Raw genomic sequence first — 13,941 nt, forward strand, 5'->3', positions numbered from 1 at the left:
CCACCGTCCAAGCCAATGCCTTGCGGCGCAGTGCCGGCCTAAATGCCGGGCAGCACCACCTCATCGATGATGGCATCATTGATGCGCCGCTGTTCGGCCGCCGGCTTGTCATAATTGCCGCAGTATTGCGCGACGACAAGGTCGAGTGCGGGGAATACATAGAGGCGCTGACCGCCCCAGCCGATGCCGGCGGCCCAGCGTTCGGGATGCGGCAATACTGCAGCGAAGGACGCGCCGAGATACCATTGGTAGCCGTAGCGGCCGCCATTCTCCATCACGACCGCCGGCGCCAGCACGCGCGTCAGCCAGTCGCGCGGCACGATCTGCCGGCCGCCCCACGCGCCGCCTGCGCGCACGAGTTCGCCGATCTTCAGGAGGTCGCGCGGCAACAGGCGCAGGCCCGAGGCCGCGCGATACTGGCCGTCGCCCACTCCCTTCGCCCAGTCCACAGGGCCAAATCCCAACGGATCGAACAGGACGCGGCGGCAATAGGCGAGCAAGTCCTCGCCAGTGCCGTTCGAGATCAGGCGCCCCAGGATCGCGGTCGCGCCGCCGCAATAGGTCCATTTGGTGCCGGACTCGGCAACAATCGGCCGCTCCAGGATGAAGCGGAAGCGATCGGGCGCCGCCTCCATCGCGATCTCCGAGTTGCGCAGGTCGTCGCCATAGGGAACGGTGAGCTCGTCCCATTCGAGCCCGAGCGTCATCGACAGCACGTGATGGATGGCGATGCGGTCGCGGCCCGCCTCGCGCGCGAGATCGGCATATTGCGGAAACTGGTCGTACAGCTTCGCCTCCGGCGGCGGCACCTTGCCGGCGGCAAGCGCAATGCCATAGGCAAGACCGATCACGCTCTTCGAGACCGAACGCAGGTCGTGTGGCACGTCAGGGCCGAACACGACGTTGGCGAGCGGCCCGCGGCCTTCGGCCTCATCGTCACCCCTGCCGTAGTGCTCGAACACCAGCCTGCCGCCCCGGCTTACCAGCAGCGCATGCAGGCCGCTGATCCTGCCGGCGCTCTCGGCCTGCGTCAGGCGACGGGCGATCTCCTCGGCCGTCGGTTGCGCTGACGCGACCCGCGGCGCGATCAGGCTCGCGCCAAGCCCGGCCAGAATGCTGCGGCGATCGAGCTTGGTCGTTGGATTGAGACTTTGCAGCATGTGCTTCATCACCATCCTCCTGATGCCGGCATCGTCAGCCGGCGTGCTGTTCGGGTTTGAGCAATCGGTAATGCAGGCGCGCATAGCTGCCGAGCTTGCCGACTGCCGCGTTGACGGCGAACAGCAGCAGCATCGCAATTCCGGCGCTGGCGGAGATCAGGCCGATGCCCGCCACCGCGCGCATCACCAGCTTGGCGATCGACGCGACGGCGGCGAGCTTGAAGACGCTGACCAAGAGCCCGATCCCTACGATACCAAGCACGAACATCACAAGGCCGAGGACCAGCACGGTGAGCAGCGCCGCGAACAGCAGCGGCAGCAGGAAGAAAATGTCGACCGCGGCAAGCCCGCCGAGCGCCAGCAGCGCTGAAGCCGAATTGCGCAGGCTGTGGTCATCCTCCCAGCGCCGCAGGCCGGTCTCGGCGCGCAACTCACGCGCCAGCCGCGAGGGATCGCCGAGCGCGGCCGCGACGTCCTCTTCGCTGCGTCCCGCCGCAAGGCCCTCGTCGAAATAGGCGCTGTAATCGTCGAGGATGTCCTCGGCCTCGCGCGCCGGAAGGCCGGCCAATCCGTCGGAGAGACGTCGCAGGAAGGCCGTCCGGTTCATTTGCGCTCTCCGAGCAGCTGATCGACCGCGTCCGTGAACGCCTGCCATTCGCGCTTCTGGGCGGTGAGTGCCGCGCGTCCCGCCGGCGTCAGCCGGTAATATTTCCGCGGCGGACCGCTGCTCGACTCGACGAGGCGCGTATCGACCAGCCCGTCATCCTGCATGCGGCGCATCAGGGGGTAGATCGTGCCCTCGCCCATGCCGATGCGTGAAGCGAGCGTGCTCGCGATCTCATAGGCATAGCTTTCGCCACGGGCCAGCAGCGCCAGCACGCACATCTCGAGCGCTCCCTTCTTGAGCTGAACCTGGATCGTCGATTCCGCCATCGAACTCCTGCGGGTGTTGGGAGCTATATATAACAAGGTACCATGCAATGCAAGGTACCTGTCAGAGCAACATGCTTCAGGCCCGATGATCACGGCTACGGCCCCCGATCAGCGATCAATTCGGACGCTACGCCCGCTCCTTCGCGGCCGGCCGCATGTGAATCAGCGCATCGAGCACGACGACGAGGACGGGACGCTGCTCGTCGTTGACCAGCTCCGTCCTGAAGATCACGACGGCGTCGCGCCGCTCCGGCCTGATGGTGATCCTCTGGATCTGCGACTGGCCGGTCAGCGTGGCTCCAGGGCGGACCGGACTGGGCAATCGAATCTCCAGGCTCCGCCCGACTATGCCCGCCACCTTGCCCCAGATCGCCTCGACGACGAGGCGCTGATAGATCGCAATGGTGTTGAAGCCGCTTGCGATCAAGCCGCCGAACGGACCCGCCGCAGCCGCAGTGGGATCGGTGTGGATCGGCACGGGGTCATACTTGCCGGCGAACGCCAGGATCTCGGCCTCGCCGATCGTATAGCTGCCGAGCTCAAACGTCTGCCCTTGGGTGAGATCTTCCGCATACAGCATCGCGCACCTCCGCTTTCCGGCACAACGATAGACGATCGCTGCGGGCATTCCATGACCTCTGACGTCATGAACTTCGCGCACGCGACGCCGGATGCGAAGACGTGACGCGAGCGGTATCGGCCGCTCGCGCAACGCGGCGCATATGCCGCGCTATTGCAGCCGTGCCGCCCTCGCCTTGGCGGCCTTCAGGGTGTTCTCCATCAGGCAGGCGATCGTCATCGGGCCGACGCCGCGCGGCACCGGCGTGATCGCACCGGCGATTTGCACCGCCTCGTCGAAGGAGACATCGCCGCACACCGTGTAGCCGCCGTCCGGCTTCTCGACGCGCGTGGTGCCGACGTCGATGACGATGGCCTGCGGCTTGATCCAGTCGCCGCGCACGAGGCCAGCCTTCCCCACCGCACTGACCAGGATATCGGCCTGTCGGCAGATCTGGCTGATGCCGCGGGTGTGGATGTGGGTCTGCGTCACGGTCGCCTGCTCCTGCAGCAGCAGCGCGGCCATCGGCTTGCCGACGATGTTGGAGCTGCCGATCACCACGGCATGCGCGCCGGTGAGATCAGGCCGGATCGATTTGATCAGGCGGAGACAGCCGAGCGGCGTGCATGGCACCAGCGCATCGTCGCCGTGAAACAGCCGGCCTGCGTTCAGGGCATGCAGGCCGTCGACATCCTTGGCGGGATCGACCGCCGCCATCACGCGCAAGGCGTCGACATGGGTCGGCAGCGGCAGCTGGACGAGGATTCCGTCGATATCGTCACGCGCGTTGAGCGCTTCGATCCTGGCCAGCAGATCGGCCTCGCTGGCGTCATCAGGCAGGCGTTCGACCTCGCCACGCAGGCCGAGCCGTTCGGCCATCCTGACCTTGCTCTGCACGTAGATCTGGCTCGCCGGGTCACAGCCAACCAGCACGACCGCCAGCCCCGGTGCGCGAGGCAGCCGGTCCAGTTCGCTTGCAACCTGATCGATGACAATCTGGGCATGTGCATGCCCATCGAGAATATTCGCCGTCATGGGACCTCCGTTTCGAAGCGGTGCCCAGGCGCGCGGCGTTCAGTCTCTGCGCTCCCCGATGGTGGTCCATCCAAGCGCCAGTCGCGCAGATGGCGTGGTCATAGCCGCCCGGCCTGCCAAAGGCAATGGCAGACCGCGCAAGCGCAGCGTGCGCGACAACTTGCGGTCTTCTGCAAGGTGTGGAACTTATCGAGCATGGCGGACTGCACGCCTAGATTGAGGGCACAATGACTGTTTTCAGGCATCGCTTTTGGTTGACGGCGCTTGCGTCACTGGCGTGTGCAATGAGCGGCGCGTTGCCGGTCCATGCGGACTGGGCGACGTGCCGGAGCAAGCCGACGCGCGCCTGCGTTCTCGAAGAGGCGTTCAGCAGCAACGGCAGGCCGCTCGCCGGCAAGGAGCGGCTGGACGTGTTGATCCAGGCCAGCGTGCTGCTTCATATCGAGTACGCCACCGCCGCCGACATCGCCGAGGCACAACAGCTGTCGCAATCCGCGCAAAACGCCAACGTGACGAGCTACGCCCTGATTGCCATCAAGGGACTGGTTGCCGCCAACCAGAAACAGCAGGCGCTTGATCTGGTCGGCACCTTCGGCGGGTCGACGCAGCTCATCGGAATCGCCGAGCTCGCGCGCAGCCTCGTCAAGGCCGACGATCTCGATACGGCGCTGGCGTTGGCCGATCGGCTGCAACCGCCGCCCGACCCAAAAAACATCTACGGCACGCGCAGCGTCATCGCGATCGAGGCGGTGAAGGAGCTGGCAGACGTCGGCAAGATCGAGAAAGCCCGTGCACTGATGATGGAGCAGCGCTTCATCACGGAATCGCAACTGGCCGACATGCAGGTCGCCCTGGGGCGTGCCTACGCCAAGCGCGGCGATACGAAATCCGCGAAGGAGTTCTATGACCAGGCCGAGAAGAATCTGCGCACCGCCCTGGACAAATTGAGGGTACGCGGCGGAGAAATCCCGCTTCGCTTCTCCATCATCAAAGTGATGGCGCTGCGCGGCGACGGCGAGCCGGTCAAGCAGGCGCTGCAACAGATGCAGGCGGAGACTGCCGACGCGCAATTCGAGCTCCAGCGCCTTGTCGGCTATACGCAGGTCATCGTTCCACTGCTGGAGACCAAGCAATTTTTGCTTGCCCTCGACATCGCCAAATCGCTGACGCCGGTGACCGACAAGGACATGATGCTCGCCAGCATCGCCAGTTGGCAGGCCACGAACGGCTGGCCCGATGATGCCCGCACGACGCTGTCGCTGCTGACGGATCCGGCCGAAACGCCGCCTCAGCAGACCGCGCTGCGTAGCCTTGCCGCAGCGACCGCGAGGGCCGGCGACGTGGCTGGAGCGCTGCAGATTGTCGGCCAGATCCACGCCCCGAAAATACGTGCCGCCGCGCTGTTCCTGGTCGCGCAGGCCATGCCGAAATAGGCACCGCCTGAGCCGGTGGATTGATACCCCCAAAGGCCAAGTCCGGGATAGGATTTAGCCAAAATTTGCGTTAGTCACGGTTCCACGCCACGGCCTTTCCGACCCTGGCGCCCTCCTTCGGTCATCACGCCATTTCGGACATTTCGACATGAGACAGATCATTCTCGCGCTGGCGCTCCTGTATCCGGCTGCCGCGCTTGCCCAAGGCACCACCCCACCTGCCGCGGCCGACAAGCCGGCGGCGGCCGCCCAGCCCATGATCGGCGACAAGCCGCTGGTCCAGGTCGGCAAGAAGCCGGCGGCCAAGAAGGGCGAGAAGCCGCCCGCGCCGGGCAAGCCGCAATCGGTCGCGCAGAAGCTCCAGGCCTGCGGCGACATCGACGACGCCACCAAGGAGCGGCTGCTCTGCTACGACGAGGTCTTCAAGCCGCAGCCCAAGCCGAAGGCGGCGCCTGCCAAGGGCGTCAATGAATGCCGCTTTGTTAAGGAAGAGGACGAGCGGCTGACCTGCTACAACGGTTTTGCCGACAAGATTCCGCGCCTGCCGCGGTAACCGCGTAGCGCGCCACCTGCGCAATCGGCGCCCGGCGACCGGCCTGATATCGCGGACATGAAAATGCCGCCGCGAGCATTCGCGGCGGCGTATCGATGTGGGCTACGGAGATCCCGCTTACCAGGTCCCGAAGCCGCCAAAGAAGCCCATGCGCGGCTGCTGCTGCGCGATACGGTAGGGCTGGTACATCCCGGGCTGCGCCAGCCGCATCGGCTGCTGGGGATGGGGGTGGTACCGCGCGACCTTGCGCTTTTTCGGTGCCTGCGGCTGGGCCTGCGCCGGCTGCTCGGCCGGCTTGGCTTCGGCCACGACCGGCCCCTTGCCCGCGTCAGCCTTCTCCGGCGGAATGAACTGGGCGAACGTATTGCGGACGCGGGACTGCGCCGACGCATCGCGGTCAGCCGGCGGGGCTGCAGCGGCCACCACATTCACCTGCGGCGGAACGATGGCCGGCACACTGGTGTCGTACACCACCCGCTCCGGCAATTTCTGGGTCGACTTGATGCGCACCATGGTCTTGTCGACGCCGGGCGACGACAGGCCCTGGCTGGTGACGACGGCCTCTTGCGGCACCACGAGGTTGACGACGAAGAGCAGCGCAAGCAGCACACCACCCATGTACAGGAAATAACGCGCCACAGGCATTTGGAAGCTCCCCCCGCGCCTCGGGCGCGGTTCATCTCGACGCGACGACATCAGTCATCGCGCAACGAACTCATCGTCTGCGCATGATCACCCGGACAGACGCCATCGCGCTCCCGGGTCGTTCTCTGACGGTCGGCTTATTAGTTAGTTCCTGCCTGGCCGTTACGGTTCACCCGGCAAGTCAATTCCCGGTCACTTTTTCGGGAATGGGGATTAAACACGGCTGGCGGTCACGACAGAGCATTTCGCCTTGCTTGCGTTAACGTTGACGAACCCGATCAGCATCCGCGAGTAGGTCTTGCGGCTTTTCATGGCAATGGTGTCTGATATCAGCCGCTTGCGCTCGGTCAGGGGGCTGCCGTCGCGGCGGATGAAGGCGCAGGCGATCTCGATGTCCTTGACCGCGAAATCATTGGCGTTGCGCAGCGTCAGGGTCACCAGCGCCTTCGAGCCCAGCCCGCCGCGCCGCCATGATTGCGAGGCGATCCGCAGCTTCTCCAGCGGTGACCGTTCGGCGCCGGACTCGGACGGCTTCGCCGCCTCCATCGCCTGCGGGGCGGTCGCCATGCCGACTGTGGCCGGCTCATCTGCCGGCGCGGTTGGGGCGGCCTTTGCGGGCTGAGCGGGCTCGGCCTCGGTCGATGTGTACTGCGCAGTGCGGATGACGGCGGGCGAGATCGGCCACAGCTCCTGGTCCCCGGCATCGCTCGGCTCGGGGAGCATGAACCACGCGGCGATCCCGGCAATGGCGATGACCGACAGCAGCAGGCTGGCATAGAAGCCGCCCTGACCGAGACGTCCGGCGGCAGTCCTTTGAAACGACAAGCCGATCTGCATCGTGGTGCCCTCACCCCCTGGACGCCCGATCGAGCCGCCGCGCACACCGAGGAAGCCACGCAGGCATCGCGCCAAGCGGCTTCCGGACGGCCGCAGGTCGAGCGGCCACGCGAGAAACAATCGCTGACGGCCGGAATGGTTTCATTCCGGGACGACAATCTTGCGACTGCGGTGACGGAGGGATGGCGTCACGGCGGGCCGCTCGCTACGTTCGCGCGCGAGAGCGCGTGCCGTGCCCTCCAGCGGCGCAAGAACAACAAGGAGATCGCAATGCCTGTCGTCACCTGGGACCACGTCCATCTGCGCAGCCCCGATCCCGAGGCCACCGCAACCTGGCTGCGCGACATTCTCGGCGGCGAGATCATCCGCGGCCCCGGCCGGATCGACGTCCAGCTCGGCGGCGCCAAGGTGTTCATCGCCGAGGTGACGCAAGGCGACGGCGTCAACGCCGCGCCGGTGACGCCCTATCAGGGGCTCGATCATTTCGGACTGACCGTGAAGGACATCGACGCGGTCGCGGCAGAGATCAAGGCCAAGGGTGTCGAGTTCACCAAGGAGCCGACCACGATCCGCCCCGGCGTGCGGATCTGCTTCATCCGCGGTCCGCAGGGCATCTCGATCGAACTGCTCGAGCGCGACAAGAAATACGTGTGAGCGACGAACCGCTTCGCTACGTCATGCTGCCCGGCATGAAACAGCGGATCGTCACGCCCATGTAGCTCTTGATCGGCCAGACCATGGCGCGGCCGACCCGGTTGGGCTCGGTGACCACGGCCTCGTCGGGGACGTCGATCCATGTACCATCGAGCCGCACGCGATAGTGCCCGTCCTTGGATTCCCAATCGACATCGCTGACCGCGCTGCCGTCGGCATCCGAGCAGCACGGCCCCTTGCCGCTGCGCAGACGGTCGAACCATTCCTTGAGCGGCGAATTGGCGTAGCGGCCGTCGGGATCGCGCGCCTGCGCGATTTGCACGGCGGCCACCAACACCGACATCGTCAACCCGAGGACCACCATCATGAGGCCCGCACGACGGGCCGAAGTTCCATTGGCACTGCGAGGGCGCGCCAAACGGCCGCCGGACTCAATCCAGTCTGTCATGTGTTCGCTCCAGCACTCACCGGCCAGTGCAACCAGAGCTATGCATTTCGCGGGCCACTTTGATTCGCGCGCACGGTCCGCTGTCATCGCGCCGTCACACTGCCTGGCAGGAACCGAGGGTTACCCGAACGGGGGAGACCCGGGAATCAACCTGCCGCATTGCACGAGGTTGCTCGCTTTGGCATAAAAAACCAACTGGCTTGCCGTGGGCGCGGCGGCCAGCAAACGGGACGTCATGAAGAACGGGCTCTATTCAATTCACGTCACCCTGCTGGACGGTCGCGTCGGCAAGGGCAGCGGCGTCATTCTCTTCCGCGACGGCCAGATTCTGGGCGGCGACGCCTACCTATATTACACCGGCAGCTACACGGTGAAAGGTGACGCCTTCAAGGGCGAGGTCCTTGTGCAACGCCACACCACGCCGCGCGACACCGACAACCCGCTGTTCGGCGGGCCCGCGCCGGTCGGCATCGGTGTCTCCGGCACCTTCACCGACACCCGCGGCACCATGAGCGGCACCGCACTGGTCGGCAAGGCCAGCCTGATCTTCAGCGCCACGCTGCACAAGCTCGCGGATATCAACTAGGCGCGACGAGATTGCGTTCGACTAGTCGTGTTTGAGCGCTTGTTGGACCCGCCATCCTGAGGAGCGCGCTCTTGCGCGCGTCTCGAAGGATCGACGGCCACCAGCGGGGCCGTGCATCCTTCGAGGCTCGCTCCGCTCGCACCTCAGGATGACGGAGCAAAAGCGAATGACGTTCCGGCCACCGCGAGTCCCACCTACTCCGCGGCCTGCTCCAGCGGCGCGACGCGCGGCAGGATCATCTGGATGCGCGTGCCGTTGCCCGGCGCGGAGTCGAGCGAGAGCCGTCCGCCGAGCCGTGTGGTGACGATGCTGTAGACGATGTGGAGGCCGAGGCCGGTGCCGCCCTGGTCGCGCCGCGTCGTGAAGAACGGATCGAAGGCGCGGCGGCGGACATCGAGGCTCATGCCGCAACCATTGTCGGCGAAGATCACCTCGACATTGTCGCCGCCGGACGCATGCACCTGGATCTCGACCTCGCCGGCCTTGCCGTCTGGGAACGCATGCGCGACCGCGTTGAGGAACAGGTTGGTCAGCACCTGGCCGTACGGCCCCGGATAGGAATTCATGATCAGGTTCGGCTCGCAATCGACGTTGAGCGTCAGATTGTGCTTGCGCAGACCGGGCCGCAGACTCATCACCACCTGCTCGGTGAGGTCGCCGAGATCGAAGGTGCGCTGGTCCGAATAGTTGCGGTCGGCGGCGACCTGCTTGAACGACTGGATCAGTTCCGCGGCGCGATTGAGGTTGGCGACGAGCTGCGAGGACGCGTCGCGCGCCGTGTTGAGGAAATCGTTGAGGCTGGAGCGGCGCAAATCGCCGCGCTCGACCTGGGTCGCGAAGATCGCGGTCTTGCGCTCCAGTGCGGACGCCACCGTCAGGCTGATGCCGACGGGATTGTTGACCTCGTGGGCGACGCCGGCCACCAGACGGCCGAGCGCTGCGAGCTTCTCGGCCTCGATCAGCGAATTCTGGGTCTCGCGCAGATTGCGCAGCGCGGCCTCGGCGGAGTCCTTTGCCTTGCGCATCTCCTGCTCGGAGCGCTTGCGATCGCCGATGTCGAGCGCGACAGTGACGATGTTCTCGATGTCACCCTGCGAGTCCAGGATCGGCAGCTTGTTGACCAGCCATTGCCGCATGTTGCCCGCCGAGTCCTTGTACTCCTCTTCATAGAAGCCGAGCTCGCGCCGCACCGACAGCACACGCTTGTCGTTCTCGTCGGTCTTGGCCGCGCCGTAGCGCGACATCAGCTCGGCGGTGGTCTGGCCGAGCGCGTCCTGCGGGTCGATGCCGAAGATTCCCGCCATGTAGCGGTTCATCATCACATAGCGCAGCTCGCTGTTCTTGACGTTGATGACGGCGGGCACCGTGTCGATGACCATCTGCAGCATGCGGCGGCCTTCGGCGATGGCGTCTTCGGCGCGCTTCTGGTCGGTGATGTCGCGCACCGTGCCCTCGTAGCGGGTCACCTCGCCCTCGTCGTTGCGTACGACGGTCGCGGAATCCGACAGCCACAATATGGTGCCGTCGCTCGCGCGCACCTGGTATTCGTAGTCGCGCACCGTGCCGTCGCGCTGCATCAGCTTCTGATACTGCTCCCGCGCCGCCGGATCGACATAGACGGTGGTTGCGATGTCGTCGATGCCGTTGATCAGGTCCTGCGGCGTGGCATAGCCCATCATCCGTGCCAGCGCCGGATTGGCGTTGAGCAGCGTGCCGCCCGGCGTCGTGACGTAGATGCCCTCGACCGACGCCTCGAACAGCTTGTGGTAGCTCTCCTCGGCGAGCCGCTGCTCGGCGAGCGCGCGCAGCGCCGCCTCGCGCGCGTTGTCGGCGTCGACCAGGGTCTGGCGGAACACTTCGGCGGCGCGCGCGATGTCGCCGATCTCATTGTCGAGATCGGCGCCGGGAATGAACGCGCTCTTCTCGCCGCCCGCGACCTTGCGGATCGATCCGGCGATCCTGGCGAGCGGGCGGACGGTGCGGCGGACCACCAGCACCGAGGCGAACAGGCCGATCAGCACGCCCGCCGTGCCGAGCACGATGCTCTGCCATTTCGCTTCCGCCAGCGTCCGCGCAAAATCGCGCGCCAGCACATGGCCGCGACGGCTGGAGAGCTCGCGCAACAGCTCGGTCACCTTCTGAATCAGCCGGCCTTCGGCGCCGAGCACCTCCCGGTCGATGTCGGCGATCTGGCCCTCGCGGACCGAGACCGCGATGATCGCCTCGGCATAATTGTCGACGGCGCGGCGCAAGGCGGGGTCGGTGACGGTCATCGCCCGCATGCTTTGCGCGGCCTGCTCGGCGGCGGAAGTGTTGTGCGCCAGGAGCGCGGTGGCAATCCGGCTCTGGTCCTGTGACAGCGCGTTGGCCAGCGCCGCATCGCCGCTCGAGTCGACCGCCTTGTCGAAGGCGTCGCGCAGCGCCGGTAGCCCGGCGACGATCTCGGCGCGGCGGCTGAGCAGCGCCGAGATGCGCTCGATCCCGCCGCGATAGGTCGCGAGCCGCTGGGTGACGCCGTCGATCATGTCCTGCTGCTCGGGCGCCAGCTCGATCCGGGTCTTTTTCAGGATTTCGCTCAGCGACTGGGCCGCCTGCGCGACCTGGGCCGACTGCGACTGGCTGCCGGGCTCGGTGACGAAGTCCCGCGCCGCCAGCCGCAGCTCGTTGGTGCGCCGGTCGATGTCCTCCGCGATGTCGCCGACGCTTTGCAGGCGCTGCAGCTCGGCAAAGGTCGTATCGATGTGGCGGATCGCGATGACGCTGGCCGTGGATGTGATGATGATCACAGCCAGCACCAGCAGGAAGCTGCCGAATGTGAGCTGGCCAATTGAGAGGGAGAACGCACGCGGCGCTTGCGAATTCGGCGGCAATTCAGCGGTCATGTCATCAAGGCCGGGGTCCAATACGCCCAATATACGGGAAAATACGGGCTTTGGGTAAACATGCTAGGCGGCTGAGCCGGCCGGCGGTGTGATCTGTGTCACCCCGATGATAGCAGCCGGTGGCTGATTCCGGCACAGGGCGACGCCGGGCCTAGTCGGGCGGGATGCCGGCTTCCTTGACCACCCTGGCCCAGAGGGCGACATCCGCCTTGATGATGTCGGCGAAGCGCCCAAGCGGCGCGCTCCTGGCGTCGCAGCCGGCGACATCGAGCTTCTGCCGCACCGCGGCGGAGGTCAGCGCCGTTTCCAGCGCCGCGCTGATACGTTCGACCACCGGCCGCGGCGTGGCCGACGGCACCACGAAGCCGAACCAGGGCGTCACCTGCGCCTCGGCATAGCCCTGCTCGGCCAAGGTCGGCACATCGGGGAAATACTTCGAGCGGCCGTCGCTGATCGCGCCGATGATCCGGATGCTGCCGGACTGCACCTGGGCCAGCGCCTGGTTGGCCGACAGGAAGCTCGAGGTGATCAGGCCGCTTGCGATGTCGGGCACCATCTGCGGATAGCCGCGATAGCCGATCGGCGTGACGTCGATCCCGGCAAGCCGCTTGAACAGCTCGAAGCCGAGATGGCCGGTCGAGCCCTTGCCGGGATGGCTGTAGTTCACCGTGCCCGGCTTGGCCTTGGCAAGCGCGACGTAGTCGGCGACGGTTTTCACCGGCAGCGAGGCCGGCACGATGAAGAAGTTCGGCGCGAGGCAGATCTGGCCGACCGGCGCGAAGTCTTTCACCGGGTCCCAGCGCAGCTGCGTGCTGAGCGCCGGGCTTGCGGTGAAGAAGGTCGTCACCAACAGCCACGTATAGCCGTCGGGCGCGGCGCGCGCGACCTCCTCGGCCGCGATCGAGCCGTTGGCGCCGGATTTGGCCTCGACGACGATCGTGCCCTTCCACTGCTCCTGCATGTCCTGCGCGACGATGCGCGCGAACACGTCGGCGACGCTCCCCGGCGCATAGGGAAGCACGATGCGGATCGGCCGGCTCGGAAAATCCTGCGCGCGCACCACATCCGCCATCGCCAGCCACGCCAGGCACGCACCGGCAATGAGGCTGATCCGCCGCAGCATCGTCCCTTTTCCCTACCCTGTGATCTCGTTGCGGGCAGGATGCAGGGACTGGCCGGCGGCAGCAAGGCGCCGGTTTCGGCTGGCGAAACTTCAGGCCGTGGCGATCTTTCGCGCCGGAATCGTCATCGCGGCGATGACCTCAGGCCGTTGCGATCCTTCGCACCGGAATCGTCATCGCGGCGACGCCGATCACGACGCAGGCGAGCCCGATCCACGCCGTCGGGCTCAACCGCTCGCCCAGAAATGCGACGCTGAGCGCAACCCCGATCGGCACCCGCAGATAGGCCTGCGCCGTGGTGCCGACCGAGCCGAGGGTCTGGATCAGGCGGAAATAGATCACGAAGGCGATCGCGGTCGAGAACACCGCAAGCGCCAGCAGAGCGAGCAGCGAGCTCGGCGACGGCGACAGCGTCCACGGCCGCTCGACGGCGAGGCTGAGCGGCGTGAGGATCGCGGCGCCCGCGATCAGCGAGCCCGCCGCCGGCGCCATCGGGTCGAGCCCCTTGAAACCGCGGCTGAAGATCGCAGCGCAGGCGTAGCAGATGGTGGCAGCGACGATCGCGACCTCGGCCACGATCCCCTCGCCGAGATCGCGGAACGCATCGACGCCGACGATCAGGCAGATGCCGGCCATGCCCGCGATCACCCCGAACAGCTTTCGCGGGCTCGCCGCCTCATGGCGGGTGATCGCGGCGGTGAACAGGAAGGTGAAGATCGGCGAGGCCGAATTGAGGATGGTGGCAAGCCCGGCATCGACGAAGCGCTCGCCCCAGGCGATCAGCGTCCACGGGATGACACTGTTGAGGCAGGCCTGGAAGATGAAGCGGCGCCAGGTCGCGCCGTCGGTCGGCATCGTCACGCCGCGCAGGCGCATGATGACGAGCAGCAGCAACCCCGCGATCGCGGTGCGCGCCGCGATCAGCGTGATCGGCGGGATGGTCGCAACGCCGAGCTTGATGAAGGTGTAGGAGCCGCCCCACAGGGTGGCGAGCGCGAGCAGCAGGGCCAGTTCGGAGGCCATGCCGGGTTGTCGCGATGTGGTGGTGGTCATGTTGCAGATTCCGCCTCGATGTTGAGACGGAGCCTACGTCGG

General features: G+C 66.3%; 15 protein-coding genes and 1 riboswitch. Of the genes, 4 read left to right on the top strand and 11 right to left on the bottom strand.

Annotated features, from left to right (window positions below; all coding sequences use genetic code 11):
- Positions 1-38: 38 nt before the first annotated feature.
- The 5 genes from WDM24_RS24500 to WDM24_RS24520 form a co-directional block, all read right to left on the bottom strand.
- Entirely contained in the window at positions 39-1,169 is a 1,131-nt protein-coding gene (locus tag WDM24_RS24500; RefSeq protein ID WP_338827347.1) for a serine hydrolase, read from the bottom strand.
- Between the two features lie 25 nt (positions 1,170-1,194).
- Positions 1,195-1,767: a DUF1700 domain-containing protein gene (locus WDM24_RS24505; protein WP_338827349.1), complete on the bottom strand. Its 573-nt coding sequence runs from the start codon at positions 1,765-1,767 to the stop codon at positions 1,195-1,197.
- Positions 1,764-2,093, bottom strand: coding sequence for a PadR family transcriptional regulator (locus tag WDM24_RS24510; protein WP_029081693.1), 330 nt, complete (start codon positions 2,091-2,093; stop codon positions 1,764-1,766). Before WDM24_RS24510 ends, WDM24_RS24505 begins: the two co-directional genes overlap by 4 nt.
- A 127-nt stretch (positions 2,094-2,220) precedes the next feature.
- A complete protein-coding gene (locus WDM24_RS24515; protein ID WP_338827351.1) occupies positions 2,221-2,673 on the bottom strand; it encodes a MaoC/PaaZ C-terminal domain-containing protein in 453 nt (150 codons plus the stop codon).
- A gap of 150 nt (positions 2,674-2,823) precedes the next feature.
- Positions 2,824-3,687 carry a bifunctional 5,10-methylenetetrahydrofolate dehydrogenase/5,10-methenyltetrahydrofolate cyclohydrolase gene (locus WDM24_RS24520; protein ID WP_338827353.1) on the bottom strand — a complete coding sequence of 288 codons (864 nt, stop codon included), beginning with the start codon at positions 3,685-3,687 and terminating at the stop codon, positions 2,824-2,826.
- A 15-nt stretch (positions 3,688-3,702) separates the two neighbouring features.
- Positions 3,703-3,782: riboswitch (ZMP/ZTP riboswitch) on the bottom strand.
- 189 nt (positions 3,783-3,971) lie between these two features.
- On the opposite strand from WDM24_RS24520, the gene WDM24_RS24525 reads away from it, so the two are divergent.
- Both WDM24_RS24525 and WDM24_RS24530 read left to right on the top strand, forming a co-directional pair.
- The gene (locus tag WDM24_RS24525; protein ID WP_338827355.1) at positions 3,972-5,120 is read left to right on the top strand and encodes a hypothetical protein; all 1,149 of its coding nucleotides are present in this window, start codon (positions 3,972-3,974) and stop codon (positions 5,118-5,120) included.
- A 148-nt stretch (positions 5,121-5,268) separates the two neighbouring features.
- Positions 5,269-5,673, top strand: coding sequence for a hypothetical protein (locus tag WDM24_RS24530; protein ID WP_338827357.1), 405 nt, complete (start codon positions 5,269-5,271; stop codon positions 5,671-5,673).
- A 117-nt stretch (positions 5,674-5,790) separates the two neighbouring features.
- Here WDM24_RS24530 and WDM24_RS24535 read toward each other — a convergent pair whose 3' ends face one another.
- The gene (locus WDM24_RS24535) at positions 5,791-6,318 is read right to left on the bottom strand and encodes a hypothetical protein (RefSeq protein WP_338827359.1); all 528 of its coding nucleotides are present in this window, start codon (positions 6,316-6,318) and stop codon (positions 5,791-5,793) included.
- 213 nt (positions 6,319-6,531) lie between these two features.
- Complete coding sequence (locus WDM24_RS24540; protein ID WP_338827361.1) at positions 6,532-7,230, bottom strand: hypothetical protein; 699 nt, start codon at positions 7,228-7,230, stop codon at positions 6,532-6,534.
- A gap of 195 nt (positions 7,231-7,425) precedes the next feature.
- Between WDM24_RS24540 and WDM24_RS24545 the strand changes: the two genes are divergently transcribed.
- Entirely contained in the window at positions 7,426-7,809 is a 384-nt protein-coding gene (locus WDM24_RS24545) for a VOC family protein (RefSeq protein ID WP_166215683.1), read from the top strand.
- A gap of 16 nt (positions 7,810-7,825) precedes the next feature.
- On the opposite strand, the gene WDM24_RS24550 is transcribed toward WDM24_RS24545, so the two are convergent.
- Complete coding sequence (locus WDM24_RS24550) at positions 7,826-8,257, bottom strand: hypothetical protein (RefSeq protein ID WP_414645623.1); 432 nt, start codon at positions 8,255-8,257, stop codon at positions 7,826-7,828.
- 235 nt (positions 8,258-8,492) lie between these two features.
- On the opposite strand from WDM24_RS24550, the gene WDM24_RS24555 reads away from it, so the two are divergent.
- Positions 8,493-8,843 (top strand): GrlR family regulatory protein, encoded by a 351-nt coding sequence (locus tag WDM24_RS24555; protein WP_029081700.1) that lies wholly within the window; start codon positions 8,493-8,495, stop codon positions 8,841-8,843.
- Between the two features lie 194 nt (positions 8,844-9,037).
- On the opposite strand, the gene WDM24_RS24560 is transcribed toward WDM24_RS24555, so the two are convergent.
- From WDM24_RS24560 to WDM24_RS24570, 3 genes are all read right to left on the bottom strand, one after another.
- The gene (locus WDM24_RS24560; protein ID WP_166297270.1) at positions 9,038-11,725 is read right to left on the bottom strand and encodes a PAS domain-containing sensor histidine kinase; all 2,688 of its coding nucleotides are present in this window, start codon (positions 11,723-11,725) and stop codon (positions 9,038-9,040) included.
- A 151-nt stretch (positions 11,726-11,876) separates the two neighbouring features.
- A complete protein-coding gene (locus WDM24_RS24565) occupies positions 11,877-12,848 on the bottom strand; it encodes a Bug family tripartite tricarboxylate transporter substrate binding protein (protein WP_338827365.1) in 972 nt (323 codons plus the stop codon).
- A gap of 139 nt (positions 12,849-12,987) precedes the next feature.
- Positions 12,988-13,899, bottom strand: a complete 912-nt coding sequence (locus WDM24_RS24570) for a DMT family transporter (protein WP_338827367.1) — start codon at positions 13,897-13,899, stop codon at positions 12,988-12,990.
- Positions 13,900-13,941 lie beyond the last annotated feature (42 nt).

The sequence above is a fragment of the Bradyrhizobium sp. 27S5 genome, from assembly GCF_037217225.1.
Classification (GTDB): Bacteria; Pseudomonadota; Alphaproteobacteria; order Rhizobiales; family Xanthobacteraceae; genus Bradyrhizobium; species Bradyrhizobium septentrionale.